The organism is Paenibacillus harenae, assembly GCF_030812415.1.
Taxonomy (GTDB): Bacteria; Bacillota; Bacilli; order Paenibacillales; family Paenibacillaceae; genus Pristimantibacillus; species Pristimantibacillus harenae_A.
The window spans coordinates 1-14,463 of the sequence record NZ_JAUSST010000009.1; the positions used below are offsets into that span (position 1 = coordinate 1).

At 51.3% G+C, this 14,463-nt stretch carries 13 protein-coding genes; 10 read left to right on the plus strand and 3 right to left on the minus strand.

Annotated features, from left to right (window positions below):
* Positions 1-217: 217 nt before the first annotated feature.
* Complete coding sequence (locus J2T14_RS27330) at positions 218-550, minus strand: ankyrin repeat domain-containing protein (protein ID WP_307476076.1); 333 nt, start codon at positions 548-550, stop codon at positions 218-220.
* The gene (locus tag J2T14_RS27335) at positions 547-702 is read right to left on the minus strand and encodes a hypothetical protein (protein WP_307476078.1); all 156 of its coding nucleotides are present in this window, start codon (positions 700-702) and stop codon (positions 547-549) included. Before J2T14_RS27335 ends, J2T14_RS27330 begins: the two co-directional genes overlap by 4 nt.
* A gap of 201 nt (positions 703-903) precedes the next feature.
* Here J2T14_RS27335 and J2T14_RS27340 point away from each other — a divergent pair, with 201 nt between their 5' ends.
* Genes J2T14_RS27340 through J2T14_RS27360 form a run of 5 tightly spaced genes read left to right on the plus strand, consistent with a single transcriptional unit; the run spans position 904 to position 5,395 of the window.
* Positions 904-1,368 (plus strand): YdeI/OmpD-associated family protein, encoded by a 465-nt coding sequence (locus J2T14_RS27340; protein ID WP_307476081.1) that lies wholly within the window; start codon positions 904-906, stop codon positions 1,366-1,368.
* A 15-nt stretch (positions 1,369-1,383) separates the two neighbouring features.
* The gene (locus J2T14_RS27345; protein WP_307476083.1) at positions 1,384-2,148 is read left to right on the plus strand and encodes an AAA family ATPase; all 765 of its coding nucleotides are present in this window, start codon (positions 1,384-1,386) and stop codon (positions 2,146-2,148) included.
* A gap of 34 nt (positions 2,149-2,182) precedes the next feature.
* Positions 2,183-2,677 carry a CYTH domain-containing protein gene (locus tag J2T14_RS27350; RefSeq protein ID WP_307476085.1) on the plus strand — a complete coding sequence of 165 codons (495 nt, stop codon included), beginning with the start codon at positions 2,183-2,185 and terminating at the stop codon, positions 2,675-2,677.
* Between the two features lie 30 nt (positions 2,678-2,707).
* The gene (locus J2T14_RS27355; protein WP_307476088.1) at positions 2,708-4,792 is read left to right on the plus strand and encodes a class I SAM-dependent methyltransferase; all 2,085 of its coding nucleotides are present in this window, start codon (positions 2,708-2,710) and stop codon (positions 4,790-4,792) included.
* Positions 4,793-4,801: 9 nt separating this feature from the next.
* Positions 4,802-5,395 carry an AAA family ATPase gene (locus J2T14_RS27360; protein WP_307476089.1) on the plus strand — a complete coding sequence of 198 codons (594 nt, stop codon included), beginning with the start codon at positions 4,802-4,804 and terminating at the stop codon, positions 5,393-5,395.
* A 30-nt stretch (positions 5,396-5,425) separates the two neighbouring features.
* On the opposite strand, the gene J2T14_RS27365 is transcribed toward J2T14_RS27360, so the two are convergent.
* A complete protein-coding gene (locus J2T14_RS27365; protein ID WP_307476091.1) occupies positions 5,426-6,814 on the minus strand; it encodes a DUF5808 domain-containing protein in 1,389 nt (462 codons plus the stop codon).
* Positions 6,815-6,970: 156 nt separating this feature from the next.
* Here J2T14_RS27365 and J2T14_RS27370 point away from each other — a divergent pair, with 156 nt between their 5' ends.
* The 5 genes from J2T14_RS27370 (at position 6,971) to J2T14_RS27390 (ending at position 14,449) form a co-directional block, all read left to right on the plus strand.
* Positions 6,971-7,960, plus strand: coding sequence for a Gfo/Idh/MocA family protein (locus J2T14_RS27370; protein WP_307476093.1), 990 nt, complete (start codon positions 6,971-6,973; stop codon positions 7,958-7,960).
* A 345-nt stretch (positions 7,961-8,305) separates the two neighbouring features.
* A complete protein-coding gene (locus J2T14_RS27375) occupies positions 8,306-9,724 on the plus strand; it encodes an RtcB family protein (protein ID WP_307476095.1) in 1,419 nt (472 codons plus the stop codon).
* A gap of 44 nt (positions 9,725-9,768) precedes the next feature.
* Complete coding sequence (locus tag J2T14_RS27380; RefSeq protein ID WP_307476097.1) at positions 9,769-10,551, plus strand: nucleotidyltransferase domain-containing protein; 783 nt, start codon at positions 9,769-9,771, stop codon at positions 10,549-10,551.
* 40 nt (positions 10,552-10,591) lie between these two features.
* A complete protein-coding gene (locus J2T14_RS27385) occupies positions 10,592-11,857 on the plus strand; it encodes a class I SAM-dependent methyltransferase (RefSeq protein ID WP_307476100.1) in 1,266 nt (421 codons plus the stop codon).
* A gap of 6 nt (positions 11,858-11,863) precedes the next feature.
* The gene (locus J2T14_RS27390; RefSeq protein WP_307476102.1) at positions 11,864-14,449 is read left to right on the plus strand and encodes a metallophosphoesterase; all 2,586 of its coding nucleotides are present in this window, start codon (positions 11,864-11,866) and stop codon (positions 14,447-14,449) included.
* Positions 14,450-14,463 lie beyond the last annotated feature (14 nt).

Here is a 14,463-nt window from a genome sequence, read left to right on the forward strand (position 1 = left end):
GCACAGCAATGTGTGTAGCTGACGAATACTAATCGGTCGAGGGCTTATCCTAAAACGCTTATACGGTCCATACAACCTGTAGGCAACAGCTAAAGCATTCATTCAAAACGTTCATATTCAGTTTTCAGCGTGTAAGCACTCATGCTTACTTGCAAAAACCTTAGCGCTATTTGCCGCAAGGTTTTTTTTGTGTTTTCAAACGGGCAAGCTTAATGATTTAGACACGGTTATTTTGTTCGCTTAGAAGCCGATTCAGCAGCCTTACCATGGCCGTTCTTCCATGACGAATCGCGTAGTCTAGAGCAGTAGCGCCGTTTCGGTCAGTCCGCTCAATATCCACTCCGCACTGGATGAGGATATAAACGATTCGCATGTTCTCGTGAAGCGCGGCGGCAATAAGCGGCGTTATTCCTATCTCGTTGGTGAAGTTGGCGTCAGCCCCCTGCAGCAATAACAGACGGACCTTGGAGTAGTCGTTTTGCAGAACGGCTGTGAACAATGCTTCGTCCACCGCAGTCTCCTGTTGTCCAATCCTTGCCTCGTCCGTCATTGGTTTCTGTTCCGATGTATCTCGCCTATGAGCTGATCGACTTGCCGACATAGTTCGACGATCTCGTTATCCTGCCAGAGCTCCTTGTTGGCCGATAGTGCAGTCAAGCGATGATGCAACTGCTCCAGCCGCTGTTCCAATGGTATTTCCATAAAGCCACCTCACCCACTTATTCGATCGAGTAACGCAATAGAATCATTTTAACGCAATGCAGGAAGCCGTGATAAATGCCATTAGTTCGATTTCTTTGCCTGTTTTTCGTCGGATAAAAGCGGTTTGTGAAACTAGGCCATTCGTTGCTACAATAGAGTTAGACCTATTTATCGGCGCGGGTGCGACGGAAGGAGCTTGTGATGATTGAGTTTGAAGCGGTCCTCGTAAGACCGGAGGGGATAGGGACTTGGACGTATGTTACGATTCCCTGCTCCATAGAACATTTGTACGGAACGAAGGCACAGGTTCGAGTGAAAGGAGCGATAAACGGCTTCCCCTACAGAGGGTCATTAATGCCTCATGGCAATGGTTCGCACTATATGGTCGTTAACAAATCGCTGCGTAATGAAGCGAAGGCCCAGGTGGGAGAGAGCGTTCATATGACAATGGAGCTAGATACAGCTCCGCGTGAAATAGAGCTTCCGGATGACTTGGCAGCAGGTCTGGAGCAAGACGAGCAAGCACGATCGGCATTCGATGCCCTTTCCTACTCGCATAAGAAAGAATACATAACGTGGATTGAAGAGGCCAAGAAAGCAGAAACGAGACAAAACCGCATCGTGAAGTCGATAGAGAAATTGCGCGCCGGCAAAAGGTTGAAATAACGGGGAGGCTTCACCATGACAAAAAGCGAGTTAGGGCTTTATTTAAGAAGCGTTAGTCTGCTTCGCGATCTTGTCCCTTCCTTCGACAAGTATCCGTTCAATCTTAACGCGATCCGAGAGTTGGATCGGCTCGACTTTCACCCGAAGGTAACTTATATCGTCGGCGAGAACGGGATGGGCAAGTCAACCTTAATGGAGGCGATCGCGATTGCGCTCGGATTCAATCCGGAGGGCGGAACGATCAACTTCTCGTTCTCCACAGAAGCGACGCATTCGGAGCTGCATGAGTATATGAGGCCGGTTAGAGGCGTTATGAGACCGAGAGACGGGTTTTTCTTCCGGGCGGAGAGCTACTACAATCTGGCGACGAATATAGACGAGATGGATCGTGAGCCCGGTTTTGGGGGGCGGATCATTGAGTCTTATGGGGGGAAATCGCTCCACCAGCAGTCCCATGGCGAGTCGTTCTTCGCAGCGTTCCTTCATCGTTTTGGCGGGAATGGCCTTTATATTATGGACGAGCCGGAGGCAGCGTTATCGCCTCTTCGGCAGATGGCCATGCTCTCGCGCATGCATGAGCTCGTCAAGCTGCGCTCCCAATTCATTATTGCGACCCATTCGCCGATTCTAATGGCCTATCCGGACTCCTATGTCTACAATCTAAGCCCGGAAGGAATTACGTTAACGACGATGGAGGAGACGGAGCACTACGTCATTATGAAGCAGTTTCTAAACAACAAAGAGAGGATGCTAAGAGAGTTGTTCGGAGAGGACGATTAACAGAATCTAAGCATCCTTAGAGGAGAGACATGAGATGGCAATGGAGATTGAACGTAAATTTTTGCTGCAAGAAACGGTCGAGAGGTTGGCTGAACAAGGAATCATTCACATCGTATCCGAGCAGCGAATCGAACAGACGTATTTAGCGCTAGATGTGGATCAGGAGCTGCGCGTGCGCAAGATTACGAATGTGGCGACGGGGGAGTTAACCTTCACGCATACGTTCAAGCAAGGGAACGGCCTAGCGCGCGAAGAAATCGAATATAGCATTAACGAGTCGATATACGAGCAGGTTGTTAATGCGTTCCAGGCTGTGCCGCTGACGAAAAACCGCGTTACCGCTGAGTGGAACGATACGGTAATAGAGATCGACATCTACGATCAGCTTAAGCTTACGGTACTCGAGATAGAGTTCGAGTCGGAGAGCGAAGCGCATGCCTTCGATGCCCCCGATTGGTTCGGCAAGGACATTAGCGATGAACGACAATACAGCAATAAGACGGTATGGCGGGAATTACAGAAGAAATAAAAGCATTCATGAGAAGGGGGATGATTATCTATGCTGCAATTGCTGCAAGCTATCCAAGCCTATCGCCAAGACGAGGCGGTCAGCCCGGCCCAACATCCTTGGCTTCATTATCTTGCATCTGCGGAAGAAAGAATCGTTAATGTGGAGCGCATACACTCGCTCAAGGAGCTTACGAACGCCAATCCGGTACTTGATTATGTGGAGAGAAGCTTGCGTATACTCGATTCTAAGGCACTCTCCTATTGGATGAAGGATGTGCTCGAGCAGGTGCTTGCGTGGTCGGAGACGGCCAAGGGCGGAACGATTAAGGACCGCATGCGCTGGCAGTCGGAAGGCGTTAATATTTTTGTCCATAATAGCGGGTCGGCTCAGCTGTACGAGCGTTCGCTGCATGGTGCGAGAGATAGTGGGCAGGCTATGATTATTAAACTGCTTATTGAAGCTCATGGGCTGATCGGGCAACAAATCCGCGGAGAAATTCCGCAGTCCGAAGGAGCTGCCTTGCTTGAGATCGTGGATAAGGGGCTGCTAACGGCAGCGGAATTGGAGCAGCTGCTGCTAAAGCTTAACCACTGCGTGATCGGGGCGGTAGCGCCCGAGCTATGGGAAGCGGTGAGCGTGGAAGTGGCTGAGCGCGTTCGCGAGCTGGTCATGGAACGTACGCCAAGGCGGGAGCAGATCGAAGATCGGCTTAGAAGAATGCGTACGGTTTCGATCCAGCGGGGCGAGACGTTCGATAACATCTATCATAAGCTCGATCAAAAATATGGAATACATGAGCTGCTGGAACCGCTAACCGAGAAGACGTTCTGGTATGCGGAGCCGGCGCTTCAAGACTTCTCGCTCGAGCACTTTGTTAAGACGATGGCAATCGTCGGCCGCTCTGAAGGTTTGGACGATGTGCGGCATATCAGCTTCGAGAGGCTGATGAACGCGATGTATTACGACTATCGCGGCGAAAAAAAAATAAATGTCTACAAGCAAAGAATTATCGAGAAGTATATGAACGAGCTCGACTGGAACATCATTCGAGAGGGCTTCGCGGTGCAGGGCAATCCTCATCTGAAGTATAAGCTAAGTCAGAAGGATGAGCTCCAGGATACGTTGTTTGTCGAATTCGAGTTTTCCGCGGCGGCGGAGAAGCTGATCGCCTTCTGCGTGGAGGCCGAGAAGTCGCCGATGTACGAGCGGGCTGTATTATTGCTGTACGATCTGTTCGAGCTGCGCAGGGACAAGTACGACCGTTTTCACAACGAAGAGGTTTACTTATCCGATATGAACCAGACCGCGGATTACAAAAAAATTATACTCGACTACGTCGTCGGCGAGCGCGTTATCGACATCGGCCCGGGCGGGGGCGTGCTGCTTGATCTGATCGAGGAGCGTCTGCCGGACAAGAAACCGATCGGTATCGATATTTCGACCAACGTCGTAGAGGCGCTGAATCGCAAGAAGCAGCTTGGCGGCCACCGTTGGGAAGTGCTACAGGGCGATGCGCTTAACTTGAAAGATTATGTAGAACCGGGCAGCATAAATACCGTTATTTTCTCATCGATCATTCATGAGCTATACTCCTACGTTCCTTATAACGGAAGCAAGTTCAATTACGACACGGTAGCCGCGGCGCTGCGCAGCGCGTACGATGTCCTCTCCGAAGGAGGACGTATTATTATCCGGGATGGCATTATGACCGATCCGCCTGAGCAGACGAGAATACTGCGTTTCCTGCAGTCCGATGCCATGCCGTGCTTGGAGCGTTACAGCAAGGACTTCGCCGGACGTAAAATCGTCTTCGAGCGACTCGGCGATAATGAGGTACGGATGCCGGTTAACGACGCTATGGAGTTTCTGTATACGTACACATGGGGTGAAGAGGCCTATGTGCATGAGGTACAGGAGCAATTCGGTTATTTCACGCCGAACGGCTATCATGATTTCATTCGGCTGACGCTAGGAAGCAGCGCCCGGATTATAACGAGCAGCCATTATTTGCAGGCGGGCTATACGGAAGCGTTAGCTGACAAGGTGCAGCTGTATGACGAAGACGGCGAGCGTGTACCTTTGCCCGATAGTACCTGTTTCATCGTCATCGAGAAATGCGAAGGCAAGGAGTAGACAAGCGCGATGAGAAAACTGGTGTTTTTTGTAGGCGGTGCGGGTGCGGGCAAGACGACGCTGGCGAAGGCGCTGGCGGCAAGGCGTGGAGCCGCGCTGTTCGATATGGATACGATGCTTCGTCCTGCTGCCGTTGCGCTTATGACGCAAGCGGGGCTAGACCCGAGCGACAGGGATTCGGCAGCGTACAAGTCGCTTTGCCGTGATCTCGGTTACCGTATAACGATGGATGCTGCGCTTGAGAATGTGACGATCGGAAACGATGCGCTCGTGATCGGACCTTTTACGAAGGAAACCGAAGACCCGCAATGGATTGAGACTGAGCTGGCGTCAATCGGGGCAACGCTGGAAGATGTGGAAGTATTGGTCTTGTTCGTTCAACTGAAGGACGATAGGCTGCATTATGAGCGAATTGCCAGCCGGGGCCTGGAGCTCGATCAGTACAAGCTCGGGCATTGGCATGAATTCAGCCAATCATCGCTCGTGCCTCGGAAGTTGAAATGGAACATACCGGCGGGATCCGTGCTTTACTTCGACAACTCGGGAGAGCTTGACGAGCAAACGATCGAGCGCCTTGAGCGATTCGTATATGGCGCACCGTAATCGCAAGCAAACAAGGATGACCCGGGAGGGTCATCCTTGTTTGCTTGCAGCGAGGAGACTGGCGTAAAGCTCACGCGTCTTGGCAGGGTCATTTTCGTTATAGACGATGTAGGTATAGGGCAGTTTGATCATGATGTAAGGCGGTTTGTTTTTGTAAATATAAAGCTTGGTCTTGCCGAGCGAATCAAGGGTGAAGCTGCCTCTAGCATAAGCGGCGGTTGCCATGCCGTTCGTGCGAAAACCCGAAGGAACGGTGTCCTTAAGCGTAATCTCCATCACATCATTTAACGGGAAATCGATATTGTAAGGCGAATAATCGATTGTAATGCGACCGCTATTCTCAATAGTTAGTACAGGCGCCATGTAGTCGGACTTAACGGCAAAAGCACCGAGAGGAATGATGATTACCAAAGAAACGAAGAACGTTCCGTACTGAATCCATTTGCCCGTCCGAGTTGCCATATTTATCGTAGTTCCGATACCGACTCTATTCGGTACCATTACCGATTGGTCGTTCGGATTATAATAGGTGGAGCCGTTGAGCCAATATTGATCGTCATCGGTAAGGACTGTTTGTCCATCCGTATGGGCAATATCATATGTAAGCATAGCGAGCTTGTTATGAACGAACAGAATACCAGCCAGCGGCACAAGGGAAACGAGCAAGATGCCGATGAGCCAAAATACAAAGGTCGACGAGCTGCCCCCGGATAAAATCAGGTAGCCAGTAATCGCGCAACCGCTCTCGAAGATCGCCATGGCCAGCCATAAAATAGACCAGTACCGTCTGCCGATCGTATTAATTGCATCGTTAACATCTTTGTTCTCGCTGTAGTATTTCGGCTTCATTCTCGTAAAGGCGGCCGAGAGAGCGAACAAGATGGACGTTATGCCAAGCGATGCTACACCTGTCATTCGCAGCAGCATGTCCGATTGTTGGAATGATAGGATGATGAGCGCTAACGCGACAGCCACAGGAACGGCGAACCAGCATGCGGATAAAATGGTCGCTTGTTGCAAGTCGTTTATTTTGCCGTCAATGCGAACGGTAAGCGGCTCGCCTATGAACCATTTCTTCTCTCTCTTCAGCATAGCGGCCCTATGATGGACGCGAATAAAGGGCAACCTCGATGTGTACAGAAAGACGGCTAGCCACATTATCGTATAAATAAGCGACAAGGAGAAGAAACTGGTTAGTCCGAACAATGGGATTACCGCCAGCAAGGAAATCGTAAAGTAGACGGTATACGACTGGTTGTACAATGTTTTCAAATCGAGCATTTGCTTGGCGTTCAGTGCTTCCGGCGGGAGCGCAATCCCGAATAAGATGCCGTCCTTTGGTTTGTTTTGGACAAAACAGATGAGGAGTACAATGATGTAAGTGATAAGGATTGGGATGAATAGTATGAATTTATCCAATTATGCAAGCCTCCCGGTTATTGTATCGATGAAAGTAGGTTTCAAGCAGCCGCAAGCTTTACTCCTATTATACGAACATTTATACTTCTAGGTGCAACGGTTTTCGTAAGAGATTAGAACAGTTTAATTAAAATGCAGCAAGGATGGGAATATACGATGGTTAAATTCGGAGTTATCGGAACGAACTGGATTACGGAGTCATTTATCGCTGCGGCGCGCGAGGTCTCGTCTTTCCAATTAACGGCTGTCTATTCGCGTACGGCGGAGCGTGCGGAGGAGTTCGCAGCCAAGCATCATATACCGAATACGTATACGGATATAGCTGCCATGGCGGCAAGCGGAGAGATTGATGCGGTCTACATTGCGAGCCCGAACTCTTATCACGCCCAGTATGCGATCGAGTGCATGAAGCATGGCATACACGTGTTGTGCGAGAAGCCGATCGCATCCAACGCGAAGGAGCTTGGCGCAATGATCGCTGCGGCGAAGGAGAACGGCGTTTTGCTGATGGAGGCGCTGAAGTCGACATTAATGCCGGGTACGGGGGCGATTCGGGAGCATTTGTCGAAGATCGGTACCGTGCGCCGTTTCTTTGCAAGCTATTGCCAGTACTCATCCAGATATGATGCCTATAAAGCGGGTACGGTGCTTAACGCGTTCAATCCGGCCTTCTCGAACGGCGCTTTGATGGATATCGGCATCTATTGCGTCTATCAAGCGGTGGCGTTGTTCGGCAAGCCCGATGAGGTGAAGGCGACAGGCGTCATGCTGGAATCAGGCGTTGATGGCGAAGGAAGCATATTGCTGAAATACCCGGACATGGATGCGGTCATTATGTATTCGAAAATAACGCAGTCCTCGCTCCCTTCCGAGATTCAGGGCGAGAGCGGCAGCATCGTCATCGATAAAATCAGCGAGCCGGAGAAAGTCGTCATCCAGTATCGCGACGGCAGAGAGGAAGACCTGTCGCAGCAGACCTCCGGCCATACGATGTATTACGAAGCGAAGGAATTTATCGAGCTGGTCGAGGCCGGCAAGACCGAATCGACCATTAATTCGCTTGCTACTTCGATGCTGTCCATGGAAGTGATGGACGAGGCGAGAAAGCAGCTGGGGCTTGTTTTCCCAGCGGATTCGAAGTCGTAAGAGCAAGGACTATTTGGATCGGTTAATTGCGATTGTTAATTTTCTGGAAATAAAAGTGTTGACAAAGCCGGATTGCGGCTTTATTATGATGAGAATCAAATGAAGGGAGGCCGACCACTATGTTGGGCTATAATCAACCTGTCGAATTACAACATCAGCTACAGCTTAATAGCTTGTCCATGTCGTCGGCCTCATCGGGGCCCTCGACTGTCTTCTAATACTCCGCGCTTGTTGAAATTCGTTGCGCAAAGTAGCAGGAGCATAGGCGTAATAAAGCCGTGGACGATGAGGATCGTCTGCGGCTTTTTTGCGTTCATTTCAGTCAAAGAGAGGGTTAGAGAAGTTATGAAAGAAATGTATTATCAGCAGGTAGGACTGCCATCGGGACAGGTGCATGTGTATGCCGGACCCGAATTGTTCTCCGCGCTCGATTACAAAGTGTTCGAAATGGCCAACAACAATTTGCAAATACCGAATTTAGTTTATATGAGCTATACACCGGATGTACACGTCGGAGTAGGAACGTGCATCGGTACGACAGCCGTATGGCAAGCCGAGAACGGATATGTATCGCCGTCTATTGTCGGCAGTGATATCGGCTGCGGCATGCGGGTACATCTAACGAATATGCACAAAGATGAGTTAAAGGATATTAAGCTCCGGCGCAAGCTGGTGAAGGCGATCGATAAATACTTGCCGGCAGAGGAGCATGCCAGGGGCCACTTCTCCGATATTCGGCTGGAGCATGTGCTGAAGAAGGGATTGCATGGATTGCCGAAGAAATATGTCCCTGATGCTTACACGCCGCGCAAAGCAAGCTCGCTCACCCATGTCGAGCGCAGCAAGTTCAGCTTCGACGAGGAAGCGTTGAACCGCTTCCCCGAGGTCGTGTGGCATCGCTCGCACCGCCAACTGGGAACGCTCGGCGGAGGCAATCATTTCGCGGAGATTCATACGATCGAGATTGCGGAGGAGAACCGGGATATCGCGCAGAGCTGGGGCATGTTCGACGGCCAAGTTGCCGTCATGATCCATTCCGGCTCGCGTGCTTGGGGAGGCTCGGTCAGCCAATATTGCAGCAATGACATTGCGAAGATGATGCGGGCCGAGGGCATTGGCACGGCCGATCCGAAGCTCGTATTCGCGCCGCTGTCGCACCCGCTTGGCGAGATGTATGTTAATTTGCTATATTCCTCGTTGAATTACGCCGTTGTTAACCGCCACCTCATTGCTTACGCAATCCGCGAGGCGGGCAAGGAAGTGTTCGGCTCGAAGTTCGAGATGAGCACGTTATATGATCTCATGCACAATTATGCATGGGAGGAGCAGCATGATGGCCGCGATTATTTCGTTCATCGCAAAGGAGCGACGAGGGCGCTGCCGGCAGGGCATCCGGATAATCCGCAGCCTTATGCGGCCACGGGGCATCCGGCGCTTATACCAGGCTCGATGGGAACATCCTCCTATATTATGGTTGGAAGTGCGGGCGGCAAAAACAACTACCATTCCATCTGCCACGGAGCGGGACGCATTCGGTCTCGCAGCGCAACGAAGCGGCTCATTACGGTAGACGAGTTCGCGTCCGCCATGCGCGTCGGCGAAGACGATGAGGTCGTCGTTAACCAGCGCTCGCTGGAATCGCTGATCGATGAATCCCCGCAAGCTTACAAGGACGTCGATCAAATTATTGAAAGCGTCGTCCGCGCGGGGCTTGCTAACGTAGTAGCGAAGTGCAAGCCCCTCGCAACGGTGAAGGGCGTATAGCAGATCAAGTTTTTATATATTCGTGAGAAGAGGAAGTGACCCTAATGACCGAAGTCCGTTATGAAATATTGCAGCAGTTAGGCGACATCGAGCGGGAGGAAAACGTTCGAATCTTATATGCTTGCGAATCGGGAAGCCGGGCTTGGGGCTTCCCTTCCAAAGACAGCGATTACGACGTGAGATTCATCTATGTACGGCCGGTCGAATGGTACCTGTCGATATTCAGCGGCAGAGACGTCATCGAGCGGCCGATCAGCGACATGCTCGACATTAACGGATGGGATTTGAAGAAGGCGTTGAATTTGTTCCGCAAGTCCAACCCGCCGCTGCTCGAGTGGCTGCAGTCGCCGATACCGTATTTTGAGAACCGTACGGTCGCGAGTCGGATTCGGGAGATCTCGCCGTTATCTTTTTCACCGAAATCATGTATGTTTCACTATCTGAATATGGCCAGAGGCAATTATCGCGAATATTTGCAGGGCGAGCAGGTTCGGATCAAAAAGTATTTCTATGTGCTAAGGCCGCTCTTAGCCTGCGAATGGATCGATACGAAAGGCACGATGCCGCCGATGGAATTCGAGCTGCTCGTGAAGACATATATGGCTAAGGGAAGCGAGCTGCGTGCTATCGTCGAGGAGTTGCTTGCACGCAAGAAAGCAGGAGACGAGCTCGATTACGAGCCGCAGTTGCAGGTCATTAACGCGTATATAGAGAGCAAGCTTGCTTACTTCGAGAGGGCTGCCGCTGCGCATAAAGCGCCGGAATCGCTGATTGAAGATAAGCTCGACGGTCTGTTCCGTCAGGTGTTGAAGGAAGTATGGGGCTAGTGCTAGCAATAGAGGATCGTACATAGGGGGCAATTAAGAGATGGCAATCGTACAACTGAGCTCGACGAATCCCGATCTGTCGTTCGTGATCAAGAAAAATCCGAATGCGGGCATGATGCTTCGGGCCGTTAGGAAAGGAATCGCATACGGCTGGTACAGCGAGCCGTCGTCGTTCCATATTTATTTCAAGGATGCCGACAATGAGGTATCGTACAAAAAACATGCGAAGGACGATTTCGAATACTTGAACGTGTCCCGCTATAATACGCCGTTGTTTCCGCTTGCGGCGATCAACGAGTTTTTCTCGGCGCCAATGAAGGCGCAGGAAGCGCGGGACGTGGAAGGCTGCGAGCATACGCTCCATATCAACATGATTCATATTCATTTGGTACGGTATATCGAGTTTTTCAATAAACATATGCAGGGGTTCACGTTCGAAATCGCGCATCTCGCGCATAAAAGCTATTCGCTCACGATTAGAACACAGAAAAGCTTGCATCAGCTCATGCATGTCGCAAGTGTGCTTTGCTTGTTTCTGGCGTTGTTCGGGGAGGAGTACCTCGATCTGTCGGATGACTTGCTCGTGAAGTACATGAAGAGCGTACAACTGATCGATGCGCCGTTCTACATTCGCAGCCTGTTCGCCCGCAACTTTCTGTCTACGAGAGATCGATTCAAGAAGTATAAGGCGGAACTGGAAAAGTCGGATCGTTATATGATTAGCTTCGAATTCGGCGGTACCGCGCAGCAAAGGCGCAGCTTCATCGGCGGCGTGCTGCCGTTCAATAAAGCGATCGTGGATGTCGGCTGCGGGGAAGGCTTCTATGCGATTCCGTTCGCGGCGAAGATCGAAGACAGCTATTACGCCATCGATATTAATGAGCCTTTGCTGGAGACTGTGCAGCGCAAGGCGCAGGCGAAGGAGCTCGACAATATCGTGACTCATGCCTCTATTGACCATTTTCTCGGTGAATACAATGGGGAGCGGGTCGATGTCGTCATGACCGAGGTGATCGAACATATGAGCGAGGCGGAAGCGGCCGCGCTTATTGTGCAAATATGCGGCAATGTGGACTTCGACCATTTTGTGCTGACAACGCCGAACGCCGATTTCAATATGTATTACGAGCTGGACGACTTCCGGCATGACGATCATAAATGGGAAATGGGACGTGCTTCGTTCGAAGTGTGGCTGCATGGCGTTATCGCACCGCTGGACGTAACCTGCGAGTTCGTTGCCATTGGCGACGGCGTGAATGGCGTAAGGACGACGCAGGGCGCGATTTTGAAGAAGAGGGGGGAGTAAGGACAAATGGAAATTCAAACGAAGGTTCATACGATTTTTATGCTGATCGGTTCGACGGAATGCGGCAAAACAACGTTCGCGAAAAATGTTCTTATTCCCCAGCTCGGCTTCGAGGATGCAGCGCGCGGCGTGAAGGCGAACGTACAGTATTTGTCCTCTGACGGCATTCGTCAGGAGCTGCTTGGCTATGAGTACGATAAGTACGATCAAATCATGCTTGAAGCGAGCGGGCAAGCGTTCAATATGCTCTACGAGCGGCTGCGCATGGTGACGTCTTTCCCGGTGAACGCGGAATTCGTTGTCGTCGACACGACCGGTTTGGCCGAGGACTTCAGGGAAAAGGTGCGCGATATCGCTCGTGCCAATCATTATAATCTTGAGGTCATCCTGTTCGACTACAAGAAGCGGGACGATTATTACGCTTCGGAGCGTTCGAAGAAGCTGATTACGGCCCATATTAATCGGCTGCGCAAGGACGTGCTCGGATCGCTCGCGAGGGAAAAGTACGGCAAGATTCATAAGGTCCGGGCCAAAAACTTCTGGTCTCCGCAGGACGGCACCGCAAATCCGGATTATAAGGTCGTGATCGCGGATATGGATGAATTTATTTCATGCTCATTGCCTCAAGACGGCAAATACATCGTCGTTGGGGATGTGCATGAATGCGTCGATGAGCTGAAGGCGCTGCTTGCGAGCTTCGGTTTCGTCCTGGATGGCAATACGCTCGCGCAGACGGACAAAACACGCCATACGAAAGTGCTGCTCGCAGGCGACTGGATTGATAAAGGCGGGCGAACAGTGGAGATTATCGAATTCCTTCACGACAATCAGGAGCACTTCCTGTTCGTGCTCGGCAACCACGAGAACTTCGTCAGCAAGTATTTGAAAGGCGAAATTAAGGGAGTGGAGCAGGACCTGCTGGATTCTTTCTTCGATTCGACCGTCACGCTCGCCAACGCTAAGTCGCTGCTGGACAAATTCGATCATTTGGTCTCGTTGTCGAAGCCGTTCTATCGCCTGATCGGCACGCGTACGCCATCGTTCTACGTGACGCATGCCCCTTGCGAGAACAAATATATCGGCAAGCTGGATACCGATTCGCAGCGCCATCAGCGCAACTTCCGCATCGATCGCGAAGCGCCGCTCGAAGAGCAGCTGCCCTTCTTGAAGCGCGAAGCGGTCAGCAACCACCCGTACCATCTGTTCGGACACATTGCGGCGCAGCAGTCGTTCCGTATCAAGAACAAGATTCATATCGATACGGGAGTTGTGCAAGGCAATGCGCTGACAGGGGTCATTGTGGCGCATAAGCCCTTTTTCAAGACGCAGAAGGCAACTTCTGCCGTATCGTCAGAACCGTTGCCGCTCTTGTTCAAGGAAGAGCGCAAAGTGTCGTTGCAGGAGCTGGGAGACGAGGATGCGCGGAGGCTGCAATATATATCGAACAATAGGATCAACTTCGTATCCGGCACGATGTCGCCTGCGGATAAGGATGAAGCTGCGGGAGAGCTGGAGTCGCTGGCTCGCGGACTGGATTATTTTGCGAGCCGGGGTATCCATAAGGTTGTACTGCAGCCGAAGTACATGGGATCAAGGTGCAATGTGTATTTGCACAAGGAGACGGAACAGTGCTTCGCGGTTAGCCGTAACGGTTATAAGATTAACGCGATCGAGCTGACACCGGTGTATGAATCGCTTCTGAGTAAGTTCGGACAATACATGGAGGCAAATGCGATCAAGCTGCTGTTGCTGGACGGCGAGCTGCTTCCTTGGCTGGCGCTTGGCGACGGGCTCGTTCAGAGGCAGTTCAAGCCGATTGGCAAGGCGCTGGAGACAGAGCTTGCTCATCTGGCTGGCAGCGGCTTCGAGGAGGCTATGAATAAAATGCTTGCTTCATATGAGGACAGCGGCTTCGAGAAGGATCAGCATCATCTGGCGAAGGGTGCACTTAGCGAGAAGTATGGGACGAACGTCTACCAGACTTATAAGCATGTTGCCGAGCTGAGAGGGAAGTACGTTCCTCTAGAAGAGCATATTAGCGCCTATGAAACGTACAAGAAGCAGCTTGAGCTGTATGCCGAAGCGGGCGAACTGACGTATAAGCCGTTCGCGCTGCTTAAGATCGTCTACGAGAACGGCGAGGAGTCGCTGCCGGATTGGCCAACTTCGGAAATGTACCGTTTTTTGTCGGACGATGAATTCGTACTGTTGGATTTGACAGAGGCAGACAGCTACGGGCGTGCAGAACGTTACTTCGCCAAGCTGACGGTGGGGCAGCATATGGAGGGCGTTGTCATTAAGCCGGAGGAGCGGGATGAGCGTTCGCTTCCATATATGAAGGTGCGAAACCCGGAGTATTTGTCGATCATTTACGGGTACGATTACCGTTTCCCACATAAGTACGGCAAGCTGCTGAAGCAGAAAAACATTCAGCTCAAGGCTCGAACGTCGCTGAACGAGCATCGCCTCGGAAATCGGATGCTAGCGATACCGTTCGCGGACATTAACGCTTCGAACGAGAGCTATAAGGCAGCGGCAGCGGAGCTGCTGTTCGAGACGGCCAAGGAGAAGGAAATCGATCCGCGGCTGTAAGTATTTTCATAATA

Excerpts from the sequence above, each read along its gene's own strand:
- J2T14_RS27330 (WP_307476076.1), bottom strand. The coding sequence starts at position 550 with ATGACGGACGAGGCAAGGATTGGACAACAGGAGACTGCGGTGGACGAA.
- J2T14_RS27335 (WP_307476078.1), bottom strand. The coding sequence starts at position 702 with ATGGAAATACCATTGGAACAGCGGCTGGAGCAGTTGCATCATCGCTTG.
- J2T14_RS27340 (WP_307476081.1), top strand. The coding sequence starts at position 904 with ATGATTGAGTTTGAAGCGGTCCTCGTAAGACCGGAGGGGATAGGGACT.
- J2T14_RS27345 (WP_307476083.1), top strand. The coding sequence starts at position 1,384 with ATGACAAAAAGCGAGTTAGGGCTTTATTTAAGAAGCGTTAGTCTGCTT.
- J2T14_RS27350 (WP_307476085.1), top strand. The coding sequence starts at position 2,183 with ATGGCAATGGAGATTGAACGTAAATTTTTGCTGCAAGAAACGGTCGAG.
- J2T14_RS27355 (WP_307476088.1), top strand. The coding sequence starts at position 2,708 with ATGCTGCAATTGCTGCAAGCTATCCAAGCCTATCGCCAAGACGAGGCG.
- J2T14_RS27360 (WP_307476089.1), top strand. The coding sequence starts at position 4,802 with ATGAGAAAACTGGTGTTTTTTGTAGGCGGTGCGGGTGCGGGCAAGACG.
- J2T14_RS27370 (WP_307476093.1), top strand. The coding sequence starts at position 6,971 with ATGGTTAAATTCGGAGTTATCGGAACGAACTGGATTACGGAGTCATTT.
- J2T14_RS27375 (WP_307476095.1), top strand. The coding sequence starts at position 8,306 with ATGAAAGAAATGTATTATCAGCAGGTAGGACTGCCATCGGGACAGGTG.
- J2T14_RS27380 (WP_307476097.1), top strand. The coding sequence starts at position 9,769 with ATGACCGAAGTCCGTTATGAAATATTGCAGCAGTTAGGCGACATCGAG.
- J2T14_RS27385 (WP_307476100.1), top strand. The coding sequence starts at position 10,592 with ATGGCAATCGTACAACTGAGCTCGACGAATCCCGATCTGTCGTTCGTG.
- J2T14_RS27390 (WP_307476102.1), top strand. The coding sequence starts at position 11,864 with ATGGAAATTCAAACGAAGGTTCATACGATTTTTATGCTGATCGGTTCG.